The organism is Leifsonia sp. NPDC102414, assembly GCF_044765685.1.
Classification (GTDB): Bacteria; Actinomycetota; Actinomycetes; order Actinomycetales; family Microbacteriaceae; genus Leifsonia.
On the sequence record NZ_JBIWKN010000001.1, the window covers coordinates 1,210,525 to 1,230,593 of the forward strand.

21 protein-coding genes are annotated in these 20,069 nt (G+C 69.0%); 9 read left to right on the plus strand and 12 right to left on the minus strand.

The annotated features are described in order from the left end of the window. Window positions 1–201 precede the first annotated feature (201 nt). From ACIRCZ_RS05810 to ACIRCZ_RS05825, 4 genes are all read left to right on the plus strand, one after another. The gene (locus tag ACIRCZ_RS05810; RefSeq protein WP_055895908.1) at window positions 202–582 is read left to right on the plus strand and encodes a glyoxalase superfamily protein; all 381 of its coding nucleotides are present in this window, start codon (window positions 202–204) and stop codon (window positions 580–582) included. Window positions 583–682: 100 nt separating this feature from the next. Then, window positions 683–1,099, plus strand: a complete 417-nt coding sequence (locus ACIRCZ_RS05815; protein WP_235500498.1) for a helix-turn-helix transcriptional regulator — start codon at window positions 683–685, stop codon at window positions 1,097–1,099. Continuing rightward, window positions 1,096–1,572, plus strand: a complete 477-nt coding sequence (locus tag ACIRCZ_RS05820) for an SRPBCC domain-containing protein (RefSeq protein ID WP_055895902.1) — start codon at window positions 1,096–1,098, stop codon at window positions 1,570–1,572. Before ACIRCZ_RS05815 ends, ACIRCZ_RS05820 begins: the two co-directional genes overlap by 4 nt. 4 nt (window positions 1,573–1,576) lie before the next feature. Further along, window positions 1,577–2,407: an alpha/beta fold hydrolase gene (locus ACIRCZ_RS05825; RefSeq protein ID WP_402850579.1), complete on the plus strand. Its 831-nt coding sequence runs from the start codon at window positions 1,577–1,579 to the stop codon at window positions 2,405–2,407. On the opposite strand, the gene ACIRCZ_RS05830 is transcribed toward ACIRCZ_RS05825, so the two are convergent. Genes ACIRCZ_RS05830 through ACIRCZ_RS05855 form a run of 6 tightly spaced genes read right to left on the minus strand, consistent with a single transcriptional unit; the run spans window position 2,397 to window position 7,578 of the window. Then, entirely contained in the window at window positions 2,397–3,281 is an 885-nt protein-coding gene (locus tag ACIRCZ_RS05830) for a prenyltransferase (RefSeq protein ID WP_402850582.1), read from the minus strand. The genes ACIRCZ_RS05825 and ACIRCZ_RS05830 overlap by 11 nt on opposite strands. After that, the gene (locus ACIRCZ_RS05835) at window positions 3,278–3,598 is read right to left on the minus strand and encodes a lycopene cyclase domain-containing protein (RefSeq protein ID WP_055895893.1); all 321 of its coding nucleotides are present in this window, start codon (window positions 3,596–3,598) and stop codon (window positions 3,278–3,280) included. The genes ACIRCZ_RS05830 and ACIRCZ_RS05835 overlap by 4 nt, the downstream gene beginning before the upstream one ends. Further along, window positions 3,595–3,969: a lycopene cyclase domain-containing protein gene (locus ACIRCZ_RS05840; RefSeq protein WP_402850585.1), complete on the minus strand. Its 375-nt coding sequence runs from the start codon at window positions 3,967–3,969 to the stop codon at window positions 3,595–3,597. The genes ACIRCZ_RS05835 and ACIRCZ_RS05840 overlap by 4 nt, the downstream gene beginning before the upstream one ends. After that, window positions 3,966–5,576: a phytoene desaturase family protein gene (crtI, locus tag ACIRCZ_RS05845; RefSeq protein ID WP_402850588.1), complete on the minus strand. Its 1,611-nt coding sequence runs from the start codon at window positions 5,574–5,576 to the stop codon at window positions 3,966–3,968. Before crtI ends, ACIRCZ_RS05840 begins: the two co-directional genes overlap by 4 nt. Next, a complete protein-coding gene (locus ACIRCZ_RS05850) occupies window positions 5,573–6,496 on the minus strand; it encodes a phytoene/squalene synthase family protein (protein ID WP_402850591.1) in 924 nt (307 codons plus the stop codon). The genes crtI and ACIRCZ_RS05850 overlap by 4 nt, the downstream gene beginning before the upstream one ends. Further along, entirely contained in the window at window positions 6,493–7,578 is a 1,086-nt protein-coding gene (locus ACIRCZ_RS05855; protein ID WP_055895881.1) for a polyprenyl synthetase family protein, read from the minus strand. The genes ACIRCZ_RS05850 and ACIRCZ_RS05855 overlap by 4 nt, the downstream gene beginning before the upstream one ends. 74 nt (window positions 7,579–7,652) lie before the next feature. Between ACIRCZ_RS05855 and ACIRCZ_RS05860 the strand changes: the two genes are divergently transcribed. Beyond that, complete coding sequence (locus ACIRCZ_RS05860; protein ID WP_402850594.1) at window positions 7,653–8,210, plus strand: MarR family winged helix-turn-helix transcriptional regulator; 558 nt, start codon at window positions 7,653–7,655, stop codon at window positions 8,208–8,210. On the opposite strand, the gene ACIRCZ_RS05865 is transcribed toward ACIRCZ_RS05860, so the two are convergent. Beyond that, window positions 8,173–9,723 carry an SDR family oxidoreductase gene (locus ACIRCZ_RS05865; RefSeq protein ID WP_402850597.1) on the minus strand — a complete coding sequence of 517 codons (1,551 nt, stop codon included), beginning with the start codon at window positions 9,721–9,723 and terminating at the stop codon, window positions 8,173–8,175. The genes ACIRCZ_RS05860 and ACIRCZ_RS05865 overlap by 38 nt on opposite strands. 62 nt (window positions 9,724–9,785) lie before the next feature. On the opposite strand from ACIRCZ_RS05865, the gene ACIRCZ_RS05870 reads away from it, so the two are divergent. Further along, the gene (locus tag ACIRCZ_RS05870) at window positions 9,786–10,127 is read left to right on the plus strand and encodes a hypothetical protein (RefSeq protein WP_055895873.1); all 342 of its coding nucleotides are present in this window, start codon (window positions 9,786–9,788) and stop codon (window positions 10,125–10,127) included. 26 nt (window positions 10,128–10,153) lie between these two features. Here ACIRCZ_RS05870 and ACIRCZ_RS05875 read toward each other — a convergent pair whose 3' ends face one another. Next, complete coding sequence (locus ACIRCZ_RS05875) at window positions 10,154–11,065, minus strand: sigma-70 family RNA polymerase sigma factor (protein WP_055895871.1); 912 nt, start codon at window positions 11,063–11,065, stop codon at window positions 10,154–10,156. Window positions 11,066–11,361: 296 nt separating this feature from the next. Between ACIRCZ_RS05875 and ACIRCZ_RS05880 the strand changes: the two genes are divergently transcribed. Further along, window positions 11,362–12,789, plus strand: coding sequence for an MFS transporter (locus ACIRCZ_RS05880; protein WP_055895868.1), 1,428 nt, complete (start codon window positions 11,362–11,364; stop codon window positions 12,787–12,789). A 15-nt stretch (window positions 12,790–12,804) separates the two neighbouring features. Here the strand turns inward: ACIRCZ_RS05880 and ACIRCZ_RS05885 are convergent, their stop codons facing one another. The 3 genes from ACIRCZ_RS05885 to ACIRCZ_RS05895 are packed head-to-tail and all read right to left on the minus strand — an operon-like array spanning window position 12,805 to window position 15,381. Then, the gene (locus ACIRCZ_RS05885; RefSeq protein WP_055895865.1) at window positions 12,805–13,770 is read right to left on the minus strand and encodes a DNA topoisomerase IB; all 966 of its coding nucleotides are present in this window, start codon (window positions 13,768–13,770) and stop codon (window positions 12,805–12,807) included. Further along, window positions 13,767–14,732, minus strand: coding sequence for a Ku protein (locus tag ACIRCZ_RS05890; RefSeq protein ID WP_402850602.1), 966 nt, complete (start codon window positions 14,730–14,732; stop codon window positions 13,767–13,769). Before ACIRCZ_RS05890 ends, ACIRCZ_RS05885 begins: the two co-directional genes overlap by 4 nt. A 49-nt stretch (window positions 14,733–14,781) precedes the next feature. Continuing rightward, the gene (locus ACIRCZ_RS05895; RefSeq protein ID WP_402850604.1) at window positions 14,782–15,381 is read right to left on the minus strand and encodes a DUF1349 domain-containing protein; all 600 of its coding nucleotides are present in this window, start codon (window positions 15,379–15,381) and stop codon (window positions 14,782–14,784) included. 35 nt (window positions 15,382–15,416) lie between these two features. On the opposite strand from ACIRCZ_RS05895, the gene ACIRCZ_RS05900 reads away from it, so the two are divergent. Continuing rightward, window positions 15,417–17,909, plus strand: a complete 2,493-nt coding sequence (locus ACIRCZ_RS05900) for an ATP-dependent DNA ligase (protein WP_402850607.1) — start codon at window positions 15,417–15,419, stop codon at window positions 17,907–17,909. 6 nt (window positions 17,910–17,915) lie between these two features. Here ACIRCZ_RS05900 and ACIRCZ_RS05905 read toward each other — a convergent pair whose 3' ends face one another. Next, window positions 17,916–19,460, minus strand: coding sequence for a bifunctional phosphatase PAP2/diacylglycerol kinase family protein (locus ACIRCZ_RS05905; RefSeq protein WP_235500497.1), 1,545 nt, complete (start codon window positions 19,458–19,460; stop codon window positions 17,916–17,918). Window positions 19,461–19,560: 100 nt separating this feature from the next. Here ACIRCZ_RS05905 and ACIRCZ_RS05910 point away from each other — a divergent pair, with 100 nt between their 5' ends. Beyond that, a complete protein-coding gene (locus ACIRCZ_RS05910) occupies window positions 19,561–19,989 on the plus strand; it encodes a hypothetical protein (protein ID WP_055896593.1) in 429 nt (142 codons plus the stop codon). Window positions 19,990–20,069 lie beyond the last annotated feature (80 nt).

The window sequence follows — 20,069 nt, forward strand, 5'->3', positions numbered from 1 at the left end:
GCTCGTTCGTCTTTCTCGGCCGTCCTGATGCGGAGGGTGTCCGCGTTGCCTTCCGACGATACCGTTCCTGCGCTGTGAGCTTCCTCCCCACTGGCAGGGAGTGAGATGTTTTCCACAGATTTTCATTGCGGCCGGAAGATGACCGCAATCGTCTTTACGCTGGAATCAACGAACGGACAACGAAGAGAAAAGGCTCAGCTCATGGCCATCACCGACTGGCGCATCGAACTCATCATCATCCCCGTCACCGACGTGGATCGCGCGAAGGCGTTCTACGTGGACCAGGTCGGCTTCATCGCCGACCACGACCAGCGCGTCTCGGAGACGCTGCGCTTCGTGCAGCTCACTCCTCCCGGCTCCGCGTGCTCGATCGCGTTCGGCGAAGGCCTGACGGACATGGAGCCCGGCTCGCAGCGCGGCCTGCAGATCGTGGTGCAGAACGCGGACGACGCGCTCGCTCACCTGCAGGAGAACGGTGTGGCGGCCGAGGGCGTGGCCGACCTGGCCTGGGGCCGCTTCGTGACCTTCTCCGACCCGGACGGCAACGCCTGGTCGCTGCAGGAGCTGCCGAAGCGCGACTGAGCGCATCCGAGCGCGACCGCCCGGCCGGGATGCGCGGACCCTCTTGACAGGGGCCGCGCATCCACTATTGTTACCTCATCGGTTATAGAACCGTTTGGTTATGGATGGGGTGACGTCGATGGATGCGCAGGGCACAGACCAGCTCAGTGCGGTGTTCGCCGCCCTGGCCGATCCCACCCGGCGGGAGATCCTGCTGCGTCTCCAGAACGGCGACGCCTCGGTGAGCGAGCTCGCCGAACCGTTCGCCATGAGCCAGCCGGCGATCTCCAAGCACCTCAAAGTGCTCGAGAGCGCCGGGCTGGTCTCCCGCAGCCGTGTCGCCACGACTCGGCTCAGCCATCTCGAGGCCGAGCCGCTCAGGGAGGCAACCGAGTGGATGCAGCGGTACAAGCGGTTCTGGAACGCGAGCTTCGACCGCCTCGATGCGGCCATCGCCGCCTTCCAGGAGAACGAACGCCGGCACGAACCAGGTTCGGAGACCGGACGCGAGCCAGAAGAGGAAGAAGAGACAGCATGAGTGACAGCAGCCGACCGACAGGGATCGCCGACACCGACGTCTACATCACCAGGGCGTTCGACGCTCCGCGCGCGCTGGTGTGGAAGTTCTTCATGCAGCCCGACCTGCTCGCGTCCTGGTTCGCACCGACAGCGCATTCGGCGCCGGAGGACTCGATCGTGGTCGAGCCGCGGGTCGGCGGGAGATGGGAGCTCGCGATGGTGAGCGACGCCACAGGCGACAGCTTCCCGATGCGCGGCACCATCGTCGAACTGGTCGAGCCGGAACTGCTCGTCCTCGACGTCTCCGCCGTGGCCGAGCTGGGCACGTTCGACAACCTCTTCCTGCGCATCCAGTTCCACGATCACGGAGACCGCACCAGGATCACTCTGCACCAAGGCCCGTTCGACCGGGACGCCCAGCACGACACCGAGATCGGCTGGGGCGAGTCGTTCGTCAAGCTCGACGCGCAGCTTGCGACAGCGAAGGGATAGCAGCATGACCGATGAGACCGCATCCACCGTCGCCCCGGCCGTCGGCGCGGTGAGTTCCGCCGACGGCACGAGCATCGCGTACGAGCGATCCGGCACGGGGCCGGCGCTCGTCCTGGTCGACGGCGCGCTCTGCACCAGGGCGTTCGGGCCGGCGAGGCCGCTCGCCGCGCTGCTCGCCGACCGCTTCACCGTGTATGCATACGACAGGCGCGGCCGCGGGGAAAGCGGCGACCGCCAGCCGTACGCGGTGCAGCACGAGGTCGACGACCTGCGCGCCGTGATCGCCAAGGCGGCGGTGGACACCGGCGGGGAGGTGAACGTGTACGGCAGCTCGTCCGGCGCCGGCGTCGCCCTCGAGGCCGCCGCCGCTGGCATCCCGATGCGCCGGCTCGTCACCTACGAGGCGCCGTACATCGCCGACGGCTGGAAGGACACGAGCGTCGATCACCTCGCCGCCGTGCAGGCGCTGCTCGCCCAGGGCAAGAACGGTGCAGCCGTCGGCTACTTCCTCACGAAGATGGTCGGCGCTCCCGCGTTCATGCCCGCCATGATGCGGCTGATGCCGAAGGTCTGGAAACAACTCACGACTGTCGCCCCAACACTGCCGAACGACATCCGGGTGATGGACGGGTTCCGCCTGCCCACCGAGCGGCTGGCGACCATCGCCGTGCCGACCCTGGTGCTGGTCGGATCGAAGGCCGCCGCCCCGATGCGCGAGGCCCAGGAGGCGCTGGCCGCGACCATCCCCGGGGCGCGATCCGACGTGCTCGCCGGGCAGACCCACCAGGTCTCGGAGAAGGCGGTCGGGCCGGAGATCGCTGCGTTCAGCGCGTGATCGCCGCGTACAGGATGAGCAGCATGGTCACGAGGAAACCACAGGCGTAGTTGATCCAGAGGAACCGCCTCCAGCCGCGGTTGGCGGAGGCGGAGTCCTCGTCGGTCACCCTCCAGAACGGCGCGGCCGCCACGATGTACGGCACAGCGAGCACCGCGGCGAGCGGTCCTGGCCACGCGGTGAACAGCATCGCGACTCCGGCGAGCGCCCAGGCGGCGATCGCGAACCTGGTCGTCGCCCTCGCGCCGAGCGCTGTCGCGATCGAGGCGATGCCACCCTCCCTGTCCGGCACCACATCCTGCACGGCGCCGAAGGCGTGACTGCCGATCCCCCACAGGAAGAAGGCCACGAGCACTGCGGCGAGCTGCGGTGTCAACACCGCCCCGGCGAGCACCAGCCCGTACAGGCCAGGACTCACGAAGTGGGTGCTGGAGGTCACGGAGTCGAGGAACGGGATCTCCTTGAACCGCAGCCCCTTCACCGAGTACGCGAGCACGGCGAACACGCTCACCGCGAGCACGAGCCAGGACAGCGGAGAGCCGACCGCGACGAGGTAGATCAGGAACGGGATGTTCGTGACGGCCGCCGCGATCAGGGTGCGCCGGTGCATCCCGCGGTCGAGCATCGCGCCCTCCGCCCCGCCCTTGCGCGGATTGCGGAGGTCGGACTCGTAGTCGAACACGTCGTTGATGCCGTACATGGCGAGGTTGTACGGGACGAGGAAGTAGATCGTGCCGACGACGAGGGTGAGGTCGACCTGCCGCGTGGTCAGCAGGTACGCGGCGGCGAAGGGGAACGCGGTGTTGATCCAGCTCAGCGGGCGGGAAGCGAGCACGAGCTGGCGGAACGGGGAGGTGGAGCGCGTCATCGTCATTCCCGGCGTCGCCTCCGCAGCAGCAGCCACAGTGCCGGCAGGAGCAGGAGGCCGGCGAGCGGGTATGCGAAGTCCTCGACGGGGACCAGGCCGATCCGTGCTCCGCTGATGTGCGATTCTCCGTAGGTCATCAGGCCGGAGGCGATCATCGCGTTGTCGAACACGGCGGTGAGCACGGCGAGCATGACCCCGGCGATCAGGACGGGGAGCCACCAGCGGCGGACGATGGCTGCGCGGTCCCGCGCACCGACGAGTGCGACGACGAGCACCACGACCGCGACGGCCAGGAACCCGAGGCTGAGGAGCAGGTAGGTCATGCGTCGTCCCGCATCCGCGCGCCGTCGCGGACCCCATCGTCCCGCGCCCTGCCAGCGGCGCGGCGTCCGAGCAGCAGCCAGGCGCCCGTCACCAGCACCATCGTGAGGTAACAGAGGAAGGTGAGGAAGAAGACCTCCTCCAGCGGGAGTTCCGGCGCGATCACGATGCCGGTCATGAACCGGGACCCGCCGCGGGCGAAGACGTGCAGCCCGATGCCGGCGAGGTCCCAGGCGAGGAAGAACGCCACACCGACGACCAGCACGATCGTGGCGCGGCGCGCATCCCGCCAGAAGAACAGGCGGAAGCGGCGGTCGAGCAGCACCATCGAGCCGATGGCGACCAGCACGGTCAGCAGATAGAGGACGCTCACCCGACCGGCTCCTGCCTGGACTCTGCCGCGGTCTCCGCGGCGCGGGGCTCCGGCAGGGGTCCGGTGCTCGTGTCGCCGCGGAGACGCTTGAGGACGAGTTCGGCGCTGATCAGGCACATCGGCAGCCCGATGCCCGGGATGGTCGAGCCCCCGGCGTAGAGGAGGCCGTCAACCTTCGCCGAGGCGTTGCGGCCGCGGAAGAACGCGCTCTGCCGCAGGGTGTGCGCGGGTCCGAGGGCTCCCCCGCGCCAGGCGTTCAGGTCGGTGGCGAAGTCGTCGGGGCCGACCGTTCGCCGCACGACCACGCGCTCAGCGAGGTCGGGGATGCCCGCCCAGGCAGCGACCTGCGCGATCGCGGCGTCCGCGGTGCGCTCCACCACCCTGTCCCCAGCGCCGTCGACACCGCCGGAGCCGATGGACACGTCGGCGGGCACAGGCACGAGGACGAACAGGTTCTCGCAGCCATCGGGCGCGACGCCGGGGTCGGTGGCGCTCGGCTTGCAGACGTAGAGCGACGCCGGGTCGGGGATGGACGGGTCGGCGCCGTAGATGCGCTCGAAGTTGTCGTCCCAGTCGGTGGTGAAGAACAGATTGTGATGGGTCAGCTCGGGGAGTTCGCCGCGCACGCCGAGCATCACGAGCACCGCGCCGGGGCCAGGGTCGCGGCGGTCCCAGTACGGCTCAGGGTATGTGCGAAGCTGCTCCGGCAGCAGGCGCGTCTCCGTGAAGTGCAGGTCGGCGGCCGACACCACGATGTCGGCGGGGACGAAGTGCAGGCCGCCCACCGCATCCCGATACTCGACGCCGGTGACTCTGGCGCGTGCTGCGCCTGGCTCGGTGCGGATGGCGGTGACCCTGGCGCCGGTGCGGAGGTCGGCGCCGTCCGAGCGGGCGATCGCCGCGATGCTGTCGACGATCGTGCCGAAGCCGCCTTGCGGGTAGCGGACGCCGTCCTCCAGGTCGAGGTGACTCATCAGGTGGTACATGCTCGGCGCCCGGCCGGGAGACGTGCCGAGGAACACCGCCGGATAGCCGAGGATCTGCCGCAGCCTGGTGTCGTTCACCGTTCGCGCGGCGAGCCTGCCGAGCGATTCGAGCAGGAGGCGGGCCAGACGGCCGATGCTGGTCACCAGGTCGCGCGCGAACAGCGGCCGGAAGGACGCGAACGTTCCGTAGAGGAAGCGGTCGACCGCCATCCGGTAGGTCTCCCGCGCACTGTCCAGATAGCGGTCCAGTTTCGCGCCGGAGCCAGGCTCGACCGCCTCGAAGAGCGCGCGGTTGGCTGCGTAGTCCGCCCTGACGTCGAGCGGCGCCTCCCCCGACTCGGCGAACACCCGGTAGCCGGGGTCGAGCGTGACGAGGTCGAGCTGCTCCGCCGATGTGGTGCCGAGCAGCCGGAAGAAGTGGTCGAAGACCTCCGGCATCAGGTACCAGGACGGTCCGGTGTCGAACCGGAACCCGTCCGCCGACCAGGTGCCGGCCCGGCCGCCCAGGGTCTCGTGCTGTTCGAGCAGCGTCACCCGGTAGCCGTCGTCGGCCAGCAGGGCCGCGGTCGCCACTCCGGCGATCCCGCCGCCGATCACCACCACGGAGGCCGGCCGCGTCATCGGGAGGACCCCGCCCCCCAGCCGGCGGTCGCACGCACCAGGATCGCCAGCTTCGTGCGGGTCGGCACGCTCACGCGCGTGGACAGCAGCCGCGACGCCGGGGTCGACCGGATGCGGTCCGTCAGTTCCGCGAACAGTGCGTGCGCCGCCACGATGGCGCGGCGGCAATTGTCCGGCAGCTCGGGGATGGCGTCCTGCGCCGCCCCCAGGTCGCGCTCGATGTCCACCACGAGTTCCAGCTTCTGCCGTTCGGTCAGCCTGCCGGGGTCGATGCCTGGGAAATAGCTGCGGCCGAGCTCTGTCCAGTCCACGGCCAGGTCGCGGAGGAAGTTGATCTTCTGGAAGGCGGAGCCGAGCCGTCTGGCACCGCGCTCCAATCGCATCCTGCGCTCTGTGGCGACCTGCTCGTGCGAGAGGAATGCCCGCAGACACATCAGGCCGATCACCTCGGCGGAACCGTAGATGTATGCGCCGAGCTCGTCGGAACTGAAATCCACTGGGCTGAGGTCGCGCCGCATCGACGAGAAGAACGGCGCGGTCAGCGTCGCGTCGATGCCGACGGATCGCGCCGTGCAGGCGAACGAGTGCACCACGACGTTGGCGCTGTATCCCGTGCGCATCGCCCGCTCGGTGTCCGCTTCGAGCGCGTCGAGGAGCGCGCGCTGGTCGTCCACGGCGAGACCGGCCTCTGCGGCCGCCCCGTCGACGATCTCGTCGGCGATCCTGACCAGGGCGTAGATGTCTTCTACCTGCGGCCGCACCTCGGGCGACAGGAGCCTGGTCGCCCTCCCGAACGACGTCGAGTACTCGTGGATGATCGTGGCCGAGCTGGTGTGCGCCGCCCTGGTGTAGAGCGACAGGTCGGTGGGGTTCGCCGGGTGCGCGCTGCCCGGCGTGGTCAGCTCGGCTTCGCGGGTCATGCGATCCTCCCCACACAGGAGCGCGCCACGGCCTGGAGCTCGTCGCTCAGCGCGGCGGGCAGGCCGGGAGCGGCCAGTGCCGCGACCGCGGCGTCGGCGTACTCGGTCACCAGGCCCTCGACGAACGCGCGTGCGCCGCACGCTTCGAGCTCCGCCGCGAGGCGCCGCCCCGCTTCGTGGTCGAGGTCTGAGCGGCCGAAGTGCTGCTGGATGCGCGGCCAGGCCGACGTCGCGCGCGCGTACGCGATCAGTGAGGTCTCTTTGCCCTCCCGGAGATCGCTCACGATGCTCTTGCCCGTCGCGTCCTCTCGCCCGAATACGCCGAGGAGGTCGTCGCCGAGCTGGAAGGCGATGCCGAGCAGCCTTCCGTATTCACCGAGCGCTGCCAGCACGTCTCCGCTCGCTCCGGCCAGGATGGCTCCGGCGGCGAGCGGCCCAGCGAAGGAGTATGCCGCCGTCTTGCGCTCTGTCATGGCGAGGACGTCCGGCAGGCGCGCCTCGTCGAGCCGCACGCTGAACGATACGTCGGAGAGCTCGCCGGCCGCGGTGACGAAGATGCTGTGGTCGAGCAGGTCGAGCAGTGCCGTGCGGGCCGCCGACGGGATGTCGAGGCGCGCGACCAGCGATGCAGCCGCGTGCAGCAGGAGGTCGCCGGCCAGGATGGCCGCCGTCTCTCCCCACAGCGCAGCGCGCTCCGGCTGCACGCCGCGGGAGACCGCATCCCTGGCGAACTCGCCGGACACGTTGGGTCTGCCGCGCCGCACCGTGTCGCCGTCGATCACGTCGTCGTGCAGCAGGAAGGCGGTGTGCAGCAGTTCGAAGGCCACAGCGGTGTCGATCGCGTCCGCGGTCGTCGCGATGCCAGGCCCTGGGCCACCGATGGCGTCGAATGCGCTCAGCACGAAGCCGGGGCGGATGCGCTTGCCTCCGTCGCTCGCGCTCTTCGCGCTCGTCCAGAGTCGCTGGTACTCGCTGCCGTAGCGCGTGGCCTGCTCTGTGCGCTCGGCGAAGAACAAGGCGAGCCTGGCATCGACCTCTGGCAGACCGATACGCGGTGGTGTTCCCTGATGGACCTGGGTCATCTCCGCTCCCCTTTGTCTAGCCAAGTAAGTAAATAACCTAGCACGATTCTTACACCCTGGCCTAGGATGTGGGAATGGGTTCCAAGGAGGACGCGCGCCGCGTATCAGGGTCGCTGCTCGACCCCCGCGTCATAGATCCCCGGCAGGAACTCGTCCGCCACGACGACCTCAGCGACGATGACCTCGCGCAGGTCGTCCAGGTGCTCACGGCCATCAGAGACTGGCGGGAAGCCGAGCAGAGACTGAGCTTCGAGTCGCGCAGCACGATGAAGCTGAACGACACCGACATGAAGGCGCTGCGGTACATCATCGCGTCGGTCAACGCCGGCGTCGCCGTGACGGCGGGAGCCCTCTCCGAGCACCTCCACATCTCCACCGCATCCACCACCAAGCTCTTGGACAGGCTGGAGCGCGCCGGGCACATCGAGCGCAGACCGCATCCGACCGACCGCCGAGCGGTGACCGTCGCCATCACGGAAGAGACGCACCAGCAGGTGCGCCGCCTGATGGGCAAGCAGCACGCGCAGCGCTTCGAGGTCGCCAGGGCGATGTCACCCGCGGAGCGCGAGGTGATCATCCGGTTCCTCACCGAGCTCACCGCGGTGGCGACACCGGTGCAGGTGACGGAGTAGCGGAGCCGTCGTCCGCGGCAGCCGCCGCGACGATCCTGTTGGCCATCCCGTTGAAGATCACGCCGTGGAACGGCAGGATCGCGAACCAGTAGAGCCGGCCGGCCAACCCTTTCGGGAAGAAGATCGCGCGCTGACGATAGTGCGAGCCCTCCCCCTCCTGGTCGACGCGCATCTCGAGCCACGCCCGCCCTGGCACCAGCATCTCCGCCCGCAGTCGCAGCTCCCGGCCCCTGTCGATACGCTCGACCCTCCACCAGTCGAGGGCATCCCCGGTCTGCAGGCGGTCGGCGTCGCGGCGGCCTCTGCGCAGCCCGACCCCTCCGACGATCTTGTCCATCCACCCGCGCAGCGCCCAGGCCAGCGGAAACGAGTACCAGCCGCGTTCGCCGCCGATCCCCTCGACCACCCGCCAGAGCCGGTCGGGGGATGCGCTGCTCTCCCGCTCCCGCACGTCCGTGTACACGGTGTGCCCTGCCCAGTCGGGGTCGCTCGGCAGTGGGTCGCTCGGGGCGTTCCCGATCGACGAGTTGCGCCAGCTCGTCTCCACGTCGCCGTCGCGCACCCTGGCGAGGGCGAGCCGCACGGCAGTGCGGTACCCGGTGAGGCCGCCCTCCGGCGGAGGGATGACCCCGTCGATGTCGTGCTCGCGCACCACGCAGTCGTACTGCAGCGATTCGATGATCGGCACGGCGAGGCTGCGCGGGATGGGCGTGACGAGGTTCACCCACTGCGAGGCGAGCCACGGCGTGAACACCGGCAGCGATGCGATCGGGCGCTGCCGCAGCCCGGCCTCCAGCGCGAACCCGTTCATCATCTGGCCGTAACGCAGGATGTCGGGACCACCGATGTCGTACGCCCGGTTGATCTCGGGCGGCAGATCGGCGGCGGCGACCAGATAGCGGAGCACATCCCGGATCGCGATCGGCTGGATGCGGTTGCGCACCCAGCGCGGAGCCGGCATGTACGGCAGCACCTCGGTCAGGTGACGGATCATCTCGAACGACGCCGAACCGGAGCCGATGACGACCCCGGCCTGCAGCACGACGGTCGGCACGCCGGAATCGAGCAGGATGCGTCCGACCGCGACCCGCGACCGCAGGTGCCGCGACAGCTCCCCCTCCGGATGCAGCGCGCCGAGGTAGACGATGCGGCCGACCCCGGCAGCAGCCGCCTCCTCCGCCACCGCGCGGGCGGCGTCCGCCTCCTCGTCGTCGAAGTCGCCGGAGGCGCGCATCGAGTGCACGAGGTAATACACGACGTCGGCGTCGCGCATGGCGGAGGCCACCGCATCCCGGTCGTGCAGGTCGCCCTCCGCGATCTCGACCTGCGGCGCCCACGGCACGTCGGTGAGTTTCTGCGGCGAGCGCGCCAGCACCCGCACCGTGAAGCCCTCGGCGAGGAGCCGGGGCACCAGGCGTCCGCCGATGTAGCCGGTCGCCCCGGTGACCAGGGCTCGGCGACCGCCCGTTCCCGCTGGTGTCTCGTGGTCGGGTCGCACTGCTGAATCGGTCATGCCGTGACCATACGCTCGGCGCTTCGCGCGCGAAGCCCCTCCTCGTCCTGTAACTTCAAGCCATGGGCAAGCTTGTATACGCGGGGACCACCGAGATCGGCTTCGAGGACAGAGTCCTCGCACACCTGCAGATCGTGGTGGGTCTGAAACTGCGCCGCAAGGAGGGGTTCTTCATGTCCTGGCGCGATGAGCAGGGCGTCGGCGACGGCAGGAGCGCGATCTGGGTCGACCCGTCCATCCCGCTGCTGTTCCGCTACAGCGGCGGACGGCAGCCGTCGATCAACAAGGCCTGGCTGGAAGCCCTCACACTGTCGTCCAACAGCGCGCAGGGCCTCCAGCTCACGGAGGAGATCGGCGCGATCGGCGCCGACGAGGTGAACGCCGACTCCGCTCCTGGCCGCTGATTCTGCAACCGGCGCCGGCCCGCTGATCAGCGCAGGTACTCGAGCAGTTCCGGGGAGCGGAGGCGCTTCAGGCTGCGGGTCTCCAGCTGGCGCACGCGCTCACGGGTGATGCCGTATACCTCGCCGACCTCGTCCAGCGTCATCGGCTTCTGTCCATCGAGGCCGAAGCGCATCCGGACCACCTTCGCGTCGCGCGGCGGCAGGTCCTTGAGGCGCTCCTCCAGGTCGCGGTGGCGGAAGCCGACCTCCACAGCCTCTGCGGGGGTCGGGAAGTCGTCGTCCTCGATCAGGTCGCCGAGCTCCGCTCCCTCGTTCTCGCCGACGGGGACCGCGAGCGAGACCGTCTCCGAGTCGCTCATCTGCAGCTTGTGCACCTCGGCAGGGGTCAGGTTCGACGCCTCAGCCATCTCTTCGAGCGTCGGGGTTCGTCCGAGTTCGCCGCCGAGGTCGCGGCGGATTCGGTCCAGCTTGTCGATCTTCTCGACGGTGTGCACCGGGATGCGGATGAGCCTGGCCGTGTCCGCGATGCCGCGGAGGATCGACTGGCGGATCCACCAGGTGGCGTAGGTGGAGAACTTGTTGCCTGTTCCGTAGTCGAACTTCTCGACGGCGCGGACGAGGCCGAGGTTGCCCTCCTGGATGAGGTCCATCACCGGCAGGCCGCGGCCGGCGTAGCGCTTGGCGATGCTGACGACGAGGCGCAGGTTCGCCTCGATGAAGCGCTCGAACGCGCGCTTGCCGTCGTCGGCCAGCCACTGGAGTTCACGGCGCTCCATGCCGGTGAGGCCCTGACGTTTGCTGAGGCGTTCGCCGGCCAGCACGCCGATCTCGATGCGCTTGGCCAGAGCGACTTCCTCTTCTGCCGTGAGGAGGCGCGTACGCCCGATTGAGTTCAGGTAGTCGCGCACCGGATCGTTGGTCACTTCGAGGACTGTCATGTCTTCTTTCCCATCACTCGTGTTCAATTGGTGCGCTCTGCATCCCTGCTGTGCGCGATCCCGCGGTCGGGCGGGGAATCTGTCCTCAGGCTCTCAGCGCGGCTTGTCCCCCAACAAGGGGTTGACAGCGGGGGTATGAGGACGCTAGGCGCGTCGAACTTCTCCACCGGCATCCTGTTCTGTCAAGCCCCTGCTGGGATCGGGGTCTGCGACGTACCGTGCGCTCCGTGAGTGCGCACACATCGAATTCCCAGGCACCGTCGCTGAAGACGATCGAAACGACCATTCCCGCCAGGATGGACAGACTCCCTTGGTCGAAATTCCACTGGCTCGTTGTCATCGGCCTCGGCACGGTGTGGATCCTCGACGGGCTCGAAGTCACCATCGTCGGTGCGATCGGCAGCAGGCTCACCGAGCCGTCCAGCGGCCTCGGGCTGTCCACCGCCGACGTCGGTCTCGCCGCCGCGATCTACGTGACCGGCGCGTGCGTAGGCTCCCTCGTCTTCGGATATCTCACCGACCGCTTCGGTCGCAAGAAGCTGTTCATCGTCACGCTCGGCCTCTACCTGGTGGCGACCGTCCTCACCGCGTTCTCGTTCGCCCCCTGGATGTTCTTCCTCTTCCGGTTCTTCACCGGAGCTGGCATCGGCGGGGAGTACGCCGCCATCAACTCGGCCATCGACGAGCTGATCCCCGCCCGCCGCCGCGGTCTGGTCGACCTGGCGATCAACGGCTCGTACTGGCTCGGGACCGCCTTCGGCGCCGTGCTCACGGTCTTCCTGCTCAACACGGACATCTTCGCCGCCGACATCGGCTGGCGCATCGCGTTCGGCCTCGGCGCCGTGCTCGGTCTCGTCATCCTGCTCGTCCGGCGCAACGTGCCTGAGTCCCCGCGCTGGATGTTCATCCACGGCAGGGACGAGGCGGCGGAGAAGCTCGTCGGCGAGATCGAGGAGGACGTCGAGAAGGACACGGGGAAGCAGCTCGACGCTGTCCCGGCCGACAAGGCGATCCGCATCAAGCAGCGGCGCTCGACCGGCTTCGGCGAGATCGCCCGCGTCGCCGTGACCCGCTATCCGAAGCGTTTCGTCCTCGGCCTGTCGCTGTTCACCGGCCAGGCGTTCCTCTACAACGCGGTGTTCTTCACGTACTCGCTGGTGCTGACCAAGCTCCTCGGCGTTCCGGACGATCTCGCTCCGTGGGCGCTCGTTCCGATCGCGATCGGCAACTTCCTCGGCCCTGCTCTGCTCGGCCACCTGTTCGACTCGGTCGGACGGCGCTTCATGATCACCCTCTCCTACGTCGGCAGCGGTGTGCTGCTGGTCGGCACAGCGGTGATGTTCGACGCCAAGATCCTGGATGCGTTCTGGCTCACCGCGTGCTGGATGATCGTGTTCTTCTTCGCCTCCGCCGGCGCGAGCAGCGCATACCTGACGGTCTCCGAGATCTTCCCGATGGAGACGCGCGCCATGGCGATCGCGTTCTTCTACGCGATCGGCACCGGCCTGGGCGGCATCATCGGGCCGATCCTGTTCGGAAACCTGATCGAGAGCGGCATCCACGCGGTCGCCATCGGCTATTACATCGGCGCCGGGCTGATGATCGCCGCCGGCCTGGTCGAGCTCTTCCTCGGCGTGGATGCGGAGGGCAAGTCCCTCGAGGAGATCGCGGCACCGCTGTCGAGCGAGGGCCTTTCTGCGGAGGATGCGCCGGCAGGGAAGTGAGGACCGGAGTCGCGACTACCCCAGCAGTTCCAGCAGCGCGGGCTCTGGCGCTCGACCGCCGTGCAGGTCGATGACCTCGCCCTGCCGGTAGCGGTCGAAGATGCGCGGGTCGATGTAGCTGTTGCGGGCGATGGCCGGGGTGTTCCCGAGCGCGTCCGCTGCGGCGGCGACCGCGGCGGTGACCCGTTTCGTGCGCTCGCGCTCCGTGCCTCCCGTGCCAAGGTCGGCGAGCGCCGCTGCCGCGGTGATCGTGCCGTGCAGGGTGCGGAAGTCCTTCGCGGTGAACTCACCACGGGTCTGGCGGCGGATGTACTCGTTGAGCGACGCCGGCCGGATCGTGTGCCAGGTGCCGTCCTTCCAGGACAGCAGCCGGGAGCGCTGCCCGCGCGCCGCGACGATCTCGGACAGCAGGGACGCCACATCCGGATCGGTGACGGTGCTCGTCCACTTCTGCGCGCTCTTCGCAGGGAAGGTCAGGGTGACATCGTCGCCGTCGATGGCCACGTGACGGCAGAGCAGCGTGGTGAGGCCTCTGCTGCCGTTGGCGTGCAGGTATTCCTCGCTGCCGATCCTGAGTGAGCCGAGGTCGATGATCCGGAGTGCTGCTGCCAGGATGCGGTCGCGGCCGAAGCCCTCCTCCCGCAGGTCCATCGTGACGCGCCTGCGGGCCGCCGGCAGCGTCTCGGCCAGCTGCGCCGCCCTCTCGAATTTGAGGCGGTCCTGATGCAGCCGCCACGACTCGTGGTACAGGTACTGCTTGCGTCCGGCCTGGTCGATGCCGACCGCCTGGATGTGCCCTCGGGCGTCCGGCGAGATCCACACGTCCTGCCAGGCCGGAGGGATCACCAGCGACCGGATGCGCTCCAGCTCCCGTTCGTCGACGATCGGGTTGCCTGCCTCATCCTGATAGCTCGGCGCCTTCTTCGTGCTGATCCTGCGGTAGCCGGGTCCGGACGGGTCGCTGCGGCGAAGCCGGGTCACGCCGGCTTCTTCGCCGCGGTCTTCGCCGCGGGCTTCTTGGCGGCCGACTTCGCGGTGCCGGACTTCGCGGTGCCGGACTTCGAAGTGCCGGACTTCGCCGACTTCGCGCCCGACTTCCTCGCTGCGGGCTTCTCGTCGTCTGCGTCCTCCTTCGCACTGCTCCTGCCTCCCGAGCCGCGGCTGCGCTCGACGCTGCGCTGCAGCGCCTCCATCAGGTCGATCACCTCTCCGCCGCCCTTCGCCTTCTCCTCCTGCTCTCCGAAGGTCTCCGCCGTGTCGATGGTGTCGCCCTGTTCGAGTTTCGCGTCGATCAGCTTGCGCAGCTCGTCCTGGTACTCGTCGCTGAACTTCTCCGGCTGGAAGTCGCCGGCGAAGCTCTCCATCAGCGCGGAGGAGAGGTCGAGCTCTCGCTGGGTGATCCGCGGGGTGTCCGCCAGGGACGGGAAGCTCGCCTCCCGCACCTCATCGTTCCAGAGCAGTGTCTGCAGCACGAGCACGTCGCCGCGCACCCGGAGGGCGCCGAGCCTGGTCTTCTGGCGAAGGGCGAAGTTGACGATGGCCGTGCGCTCGGAGTCCTCCAGGGTGCGCCGCAGCAGCGCGTACGCCTTCAACGACTTCGAGTCGGGCTCCAGGTAGTAGCTGCGGTCGAACATCAGCGGGTCGAGCTGGTCGTTCGGCACGAACTCGACCACGTCGATCTCCCTGCTGCGCTCGGCAGGCAGGGAAGCCAGGTCCTCCGGGGTGAGCACCACCGTGCGCTCCCCGTCGTCGTACGCCTTGGCGATGTGCTCGTACGGGATGATCTTGCCGTCGATCTCGCACCGCCGCTGGTACCGGATGCGCCCACCGTCAGCGTCGTGCACCTGGTGCAGCGCCACGTCGTGATCCTCCGTCGCGCTGTATACCTTCACTGGTACGTTGACCAGCCCGAAAGTGATCGCACCCGTCCATATGGCCCTCATGAGCCCATCGTGACCGTGGATGCGCGGATTTTCAACCAGTGATCGAGGTTTACTCGCCGTTTCGGAAGTCGGCGGGGATGCTCGTGCTGTAGCCGATCGCGTCGAATTCGGCCACGCAGGTGTCGCCGAGCGGCGCCTGCGCCATGAAGCCGACGTTCACCTGCCCGGCCCAGTCGAGCCGGAAGACCCGGACGAAGTCCCAGGCGCGGCCGTCCGCGGAGGAATGGAACGCCCATCCCCTGCCGGACCGTGTCACGCGGAGGAACACGTGGTCGTCGGTCACGACGGTGGAGTTGCAGTCGTCGGAGTACTGGTTCGTCACGACGGAGACGACCATCGCCTGTCCATGCGGAGAGAACTCGAAGCAGAGCTTGGCCCAGTGGTCCCTGTCGCCCCAGATCGCGAGCACGCCGGCGTCGAACGTGCTGCGCTCGCCGACCACGCGCACGCGGGCGCTGAGGCTGAAATCCTCGGTGGGCACGAAGCCGAGCGAGGTCGCCGCGTGCTGCTGCTCGCCGCCGAACGCATCGTTGGTCCAGTCGGTTCCCGCCGCTGCGGTCAGGACCAGGCGCCCTGGCGCCGGCTGCTCCGCCGCTCCGGTCCCGTTGCTCCAGGCGAGGGGAGGAAGATTTTCGATCACAATGGTCATCTGTTCAGGCTAGGGGTTCGGCGTACGATCTGGCCATGGCCTCCACGGACACCGAAGTCGTCGAGCTCGACGGCCACCGGCTGAAGCTGACGAACCTGGACAAGGTGCTATACCCGGAAACCGGCACGACCAAGGCCGACGTGATCGGCTACTACAACGCCATCGCAGAGGTCATGCTCCCCCACATCCGGGATCGCATCGCGACGCGCAAACGGTGGGTGCACGGCGTCGGCACGCCGGACGAACCGGGCGAAGTGTTCTTCCAGAAGAACCTCGACGCCTCGTCGACGCCGAGCTGGGTGAAGCGGCGCACGATCAAGCACAAGAGCCACAGCAACGACTACCCGCTGGTCAACGACAGGGCCACCCTGATCTGGCTGGCGCAGATCGCCGCACTGGAGATCCACGTTCCGCAGTGGCGGGTGTCGAGGAACGGGACGCAGAAGAACCCGGACAGACTGGTGCTCGACCTCGACCCCGGCGATGGCGTGACGCTCGCCGACTGCGCGGAGGTCGCCGTGCTCGCCCGCAGAATCCTCATCGACATGGGACTCGACCCGATGCCGGTGACCAGCGGGTCGAAGGGCATCCACCTGTATGCGGCGCTCGACGGCAGTCAGACCAGCGATCAGGTGTCCGCCGTGGCCCACGAGCTCGCCCGCGTGCTGGAGGCAGACCACCCCGACCTGGTCGTGAGCGACATGAAGAAGGCGCTGCGCGTCGGCAAGGTGCTCGTGGACTGGAGTCAGAACAACGGCGCCAAGACCACGATCGCTCCGTACTCGCTGCGCGGTCGGTTCCACCCGATGGTCGCGGCCCCCCGCACCTGGCGCGAACTGGCGCGGAAAGACCTGGCGCAGCTCGACTACACCGAGGTGCTCGCGCGGGTGAAGCGCAGGGGCGACCCGCTCTCCGACCTCTCCGCCGGCCACCTCGACGAAGAGGTGCACGGCGCCGCTGAGGACCGGCTCACCGTCTACCGCAGCAAGCGCGACGCCGCCAAGACGCCGGAGCCCGTGCCGGACAAGCTGGAGCACTCGACCAGCGGACGCACGTTCGTGATCCAGGAGCATCACGCCAGGCGGCTGCACTGGGACTTCCGGCTCGAGCACGACGGCGTCCTGGTGAGCTGGGCGCTGCCGAAGGGTCCTCCGACCGACCCCGGCCAGAACCATCTCGCCGTGCACGTCGAGGACCACCCGCTCGAATACGGGGCGTTCGAGGGCGACATCCCGCACGGCGAGTACGGAGCAGGGCACGTGACGATCTGGGATGCGGGCGACTACGACCTGGAGAAGTGGCGGGACGACGAGGTGATCGTCACCCTGCGCGGCACGAAGGGCGGCGGGCTCGGCGGGGACAGGAGGTTCGCCCTCATCCACACCGGCGGCGAAGGCAAGGCGGAGCAGAACTGGCTGATCCACCTGATGAAGGACGACGCGGCGAAGGGGAAAGCGAAGGCGCAGCCGGAAACGCAGCATAAGTCGCAGCCGAAGGCGGGGGCCGCCGCGAAGGCCACGACCGCATCCACATCGGCAGAACGCGTCGCACCGTCCACGCTGTCCGCAAAGCCCATCTCCCCCATGCTCGCCACGCTCGGCTCGGAGAAGGACGTGCACGACGAGGACGAGTGGGCGTTCGAGATGAAGTGGGACGGCATCCGCGCCATCGCGGAGGTGCGCGGAGACGCGCTGCGGCTGAGCACGCGCAACGGCAACGACGTCACCGTCGCATACCCGGAGCTGGCGACGCTCACCGCTCTCGCAGACGGCCACGAGCTCGTCCTCGACGGCGAGATCGTCGCCCTCGACCCGACAGGACGCCCCGACTTCGGTCTCCTGCAGACCAGGATGGGCCTCACCAGGCCGGGGGACGTGGAGGCGGCGGTCTCGCGCGCGCCCGTGCACTACCTGGTCTTCGACATCCTCGAACTCGACGGCCACGACCAGCGGAAGAACACATACGACGAGCGCCGCGCCACTCTTGAGGACGTGCTCCGGCCGCCGAAGAAGGACCCCGTGCAGGTGCCCCCGGCGTTCGACGGCGACCTGCGCCACGCCGTCGACGCGAGCAGGGACCTGAACCTGGAGGGTGTCATGGCCAAGCAGCGCGACGGCACGTACGCCACAGGGCGGCGCTCGCGCACCTGGATCAAGATCAAGCACCACCGGATGGAGGAGGTCGTGATCGCCGGCTGGACCCCGGGCAACGGCCGCCGCGCCAACGGGGTCGGCGCCCTGCTGCTCGGCATCCCGGACGGCGACGGCCTCCGCTACGTCGGCAAGGTGGGCACCGGGTTCACCGACGCGATGCTCGACGACCTCGCCACCCGGCTCGCCGCGCATCCCAGGAAGACGAGCCCGCTCACCGACATCCCCTCCGCCGACGCCAGGGATGCGCACTGGGTGCGTCCAGAGCTGGTCGGCGAGGTGGAGTTCGCCGAGTGGACGCCGACCAAGCGGTTGCGTCAGCCGTCGTGGCGCGGGCTCCGGCTGGACAAGGCGGTCGCGGACATCAACGTGGAGTGAGCGAGCTCACTTCCCGCGCTGCGCCGGCGAATACACGCGCAGGCCGCCGGGCACCAGGGTGACGTTCAGGCGTTTGGCGCCGTCGTCGTCCGTGCCGCCAGGGGTCTCCGTCGACGCCTCGCCGTCGTGGGCGTATCCGGGGTCGTCGGCGCGCGAGCGGATCGTGAGCCCTGTCCCCGTGAACGCGTCGAGCACCGGAGGCCCCTGCAGGAACGGCAGGCGGGCGGCCAGCGCATCCATGCGGCCGCCGAGCGCGAGAGCGACCGCACCGCGAGTCTTTGGCTTGCCGCCGGCGAAGAGCACGCGCACGTCCAGCACGCCGTCGTCGAGCCTCCTCCGCTCGATCGGCGCCGCCGTGACGGGGTAGTAGCGGCCGACGCCGACGAAGACCGACCAGATCGTGCGGCGGCCACCCTCGATCTCGACCCGGAGCGGGCTGCTGCCGCGCAGGACGCGGACGGCGGCGATCAGGGCGGCGATCGGCTTGCCCAGCCGCTTCTCGTGCTTCTCCCTCTCCTCCACGAAGGACGGATAGATGCCGACAGACACCGTGTTCAGCACCGTGATGGGGTCACCGGTGGCGAAACGCAGGTCGGCGACGTCGACAGCGCGCCCCTCGCCCTTCTGCGCGGCGTCGATGGCGACGTCCACACTGTCGAGCATCGCGGCTTTGGCGAAGTGGTTGAAGGTGCCGCCAGGGAAGACCAGCAGCGGCAGGTCGTGCTTGCGCGCGATGGTGGCCATCGCGCCGACGGAGCCGTCGCCGCCGTGGATGCCGATGACGCGCGGCGGATGCGGGGACGCGAGGGCATCATCCACCAGCTGCGCGAAGTCGTCGCCACTGGACAGCTCGTGCACCACGGCCTTCGGCAGGCGCTTCGCGATCACGGGCCGCGGGTCCGGTCGTCCCAGCCCGCGGCCGGAGCCGGGGTTGACCACGATGAACGCGCCGTCGCCGTCGACGAGCGCCGGCAGCTCGATAGTCTCCGCCGTCGGCGGCGCCTCGTTCAGCAGGGCGGACGGCTTCGGCACGGGCACAGCGGCCTTGAGGGCGAGCGCGACGCCGGCGCCGATGGCCGCTCCGCCCGCCACATCCGAGAACCAGTGCGCCCCGGTGTGCAGTCGCGAGTACGCGACCCCGGCCGCCAACGGCGCAAGCGCCGCTCCGGATGCCGGAGACTCCAGGGCCGCGCCGGTCGCGAACGCGACGGCGCTTGCCGTGTGGCCGGACGGGAACGACGGCGAGGTGGGCGTGCGCTGCAGCCGTCTGCTGATCGGGATGGAGGTGAGCGCCGGCCGCTCCCCTCCGATGAGCCGCTTGCCGATCAGGTTCGCCACCAGGCTCGCGACGCCGAGCGACGCGAGTCCTCGTGCGGCAGCGCGCGGCTTGCCGAGCAGCATGAGCACAGCGGCGGCGGCGAACCAGAGCTTGCCGTGGTTGGCCGTGCTGGACACCAGACGCCAGAATCGGTCGACTCCCTGCCCCGTCCGCCGCGCGTTCACGCGCCTGGCCACCTTCTCGTCCACCTGTCGCATCCGCACTCGCCACATGCCTTCACCATATCCCCGGCCACTCGCGTCCTCTTTCGAGCGGTCACCACAGCCGCGCCGTTTTTCTGACTGGCGGGGGTGCGGCGCTAGGATCGTGGACGTGAGCACACACGTTGAAGAACCCCGCACCGCCGATGTCGACGACGAGCACGGCAGCCTCGTCCGCAGCCTGAGCGCCGTTCTGCCCGGTCCGCTCGGCAAGCTCCTCGCGACCATCGTCGTGCTGGTCTCCGCGGTCTTCTTCGTGATCAGCCTCGTCTTCACCTGGAGCGGCGACCCAGGAGCCTTCCTCCCGCTCTTCCAGGTCTTCGTGGCCGGCACCGTCGTGTCGCTCAACGCGCTGTACGCGAGCAAGACGTTCAGCTACGTCATCACGCTCATCGGCGCCGTGCTCTGGCTCTGGGTGTCCGTCACCCCGTTCGAGCCGTTCTGGCAGACGCTGCTGCAGGGCGTCACGGTCACGATCATGCTCGCCGGCGTCGTCTTCTCCACCGCAGCTGTCGCACTGAGCAAGAAGCCCCGGTTCTGAGCGGCGAGCCGACCGGCTCCCGCACCGAATCGAACGGCGCTGACGCGCGCGACCCACAGGAGCCAGACGATACGACGCTC

Excerpts from the sequence above, each read along its gene's own strand:
- ACIRCZ_RS05820 (WP_055895902.1), top strand. The coding sequence starts at position 1,096 with ATGAGTGACAGCAGCCGACCGACAGGGATCGCCGACACCGACGTCTAC.
- ACIRCZ_RS05880 (WP_055895868.1), top strand. The coding sequence starts at position 11,362 with ATGGACAGACTCCCTTGGTCGAAATTCCACTGGCTCGTTGTCATCGGC.
- ACIRCZ_RS05875 (WP_055895871.1), bottom strand. The coding sequence starts at position 11,065 with ATGACAGTCCTCGAAGTGACCAACGATCCGGTGCGCGACTACCTGAAC.
- ACIRCZ_RS05825 (WP_402850579.1), top strand. The coding sequence starts at position 1,577 with ATGACCGATGAGACCGCATCCACCGTCGCCCCGGCCGTCGGCGCGGTG.
- ACIRCZ_RS05890 (WP_402850602.1), bottom strand. The coding sequence starts at position 14,732 with ATGAGGGCCATATGGACGGGTGCGATCACTTTCGGGCTGGTCAACGTA.
- ACIRCZ_RS05905 (WP_235500497.1), bottom strand. The coding sequence starts at position 19,460 with ATGTGGCGAGTGCGGATGCGACAGGTGGACGAGAAGGTGGCCAGGCGC.
- ACIRCZ_RS05810 (WP_055895908.1), top strand. The coding sequence starts at position 202 with ATGGCCATCACCGACTGGCGCATCGAACTCATCATCATCCCCGTCACC.
- ACIRCZ_RS05815 (WP_235500498.1), top strand. The coding sequence starts at position 683 with ATGGATGGGGTGACGTCGATGGATGCGCAGGGCACAGACCAGCTCAGT.
- crtI (WP_402850588.1), bottom strand. The coding sequence starts at position 5,576 with ATGACGCGGCCGGCCTCCGTGGTGGTGATCGGCGGCGGGATCGCCGGA.
- ACIRCZ_RS05895 (WP_402850604.1), bottom strand. The coding sequence starts at position 15,381 with ATGACCATTGTGATCGAAAATCTTCCTCCCCTCGCCTGGAGCAACGGG.
- ACIRCZ_RS05900 (WP_402850607.1), top strand. The coding sequence starts at position 15,417 with ATGGCCTCCACGGACACCGAAGTCGTCGAGCTCGACGGCCACCGGCTG.
- ACIRCZ_RS05835 (WP_055895893.1), bottom strand. The coding sequence starts at position 3,598 with ATGACCTACCTGCTCCTCAGCCTCGGGTTCCTGGCCGTCGCGGTCGTG.
- ACIRCZ_RS05860 (WP_402850594.1), top strand. The coding sequence starts at position 7,653 with ATGGGTTCCAAGGAGGACGCGCGCCGCGTATCAGGGTCGCTGCTCGAC.
- ACIRCZ_RS05830 (WP_402850582.1), bottom strand. The coding sequence starts at position 3,281 with ATGACGATGACGCGCTCCACCTCCCCGTTCCGCCAGCTCGTGCTCGCT.
- ACIRCZ_RS05855 (WP_055895881.1), bottom strand. The coding sequence starts at position 7,578 with ATGACCCAGGTCCATCAGGGAACACCACCGCGTATCGGTCTGCCAGAG.
- ACIRCZ_RS05850 (WP_402850591.1), bottom strand. The coding sequence starts at position 6,496 with ATGACCCGCGAAGCCGAGCTGACCACGCCGGGCAGCGCGCACCCGGCG.
- ACIRCZ_RS05870 (WP_055895873.1), top strand. The coding sequence starts at position 9,786 with ATGGGCAAGCTTGTATACGCGGGGACCACCGAGATCGGCTTCGAGGAC.
- ACIRCZ_RS05865 (WP_402850597.1), bottom strand. The coding sequence starts at position 9,723 with ATGACCGATTCAGCAGTGCGACCCGACCACGAGACACCAGCGGGAACG.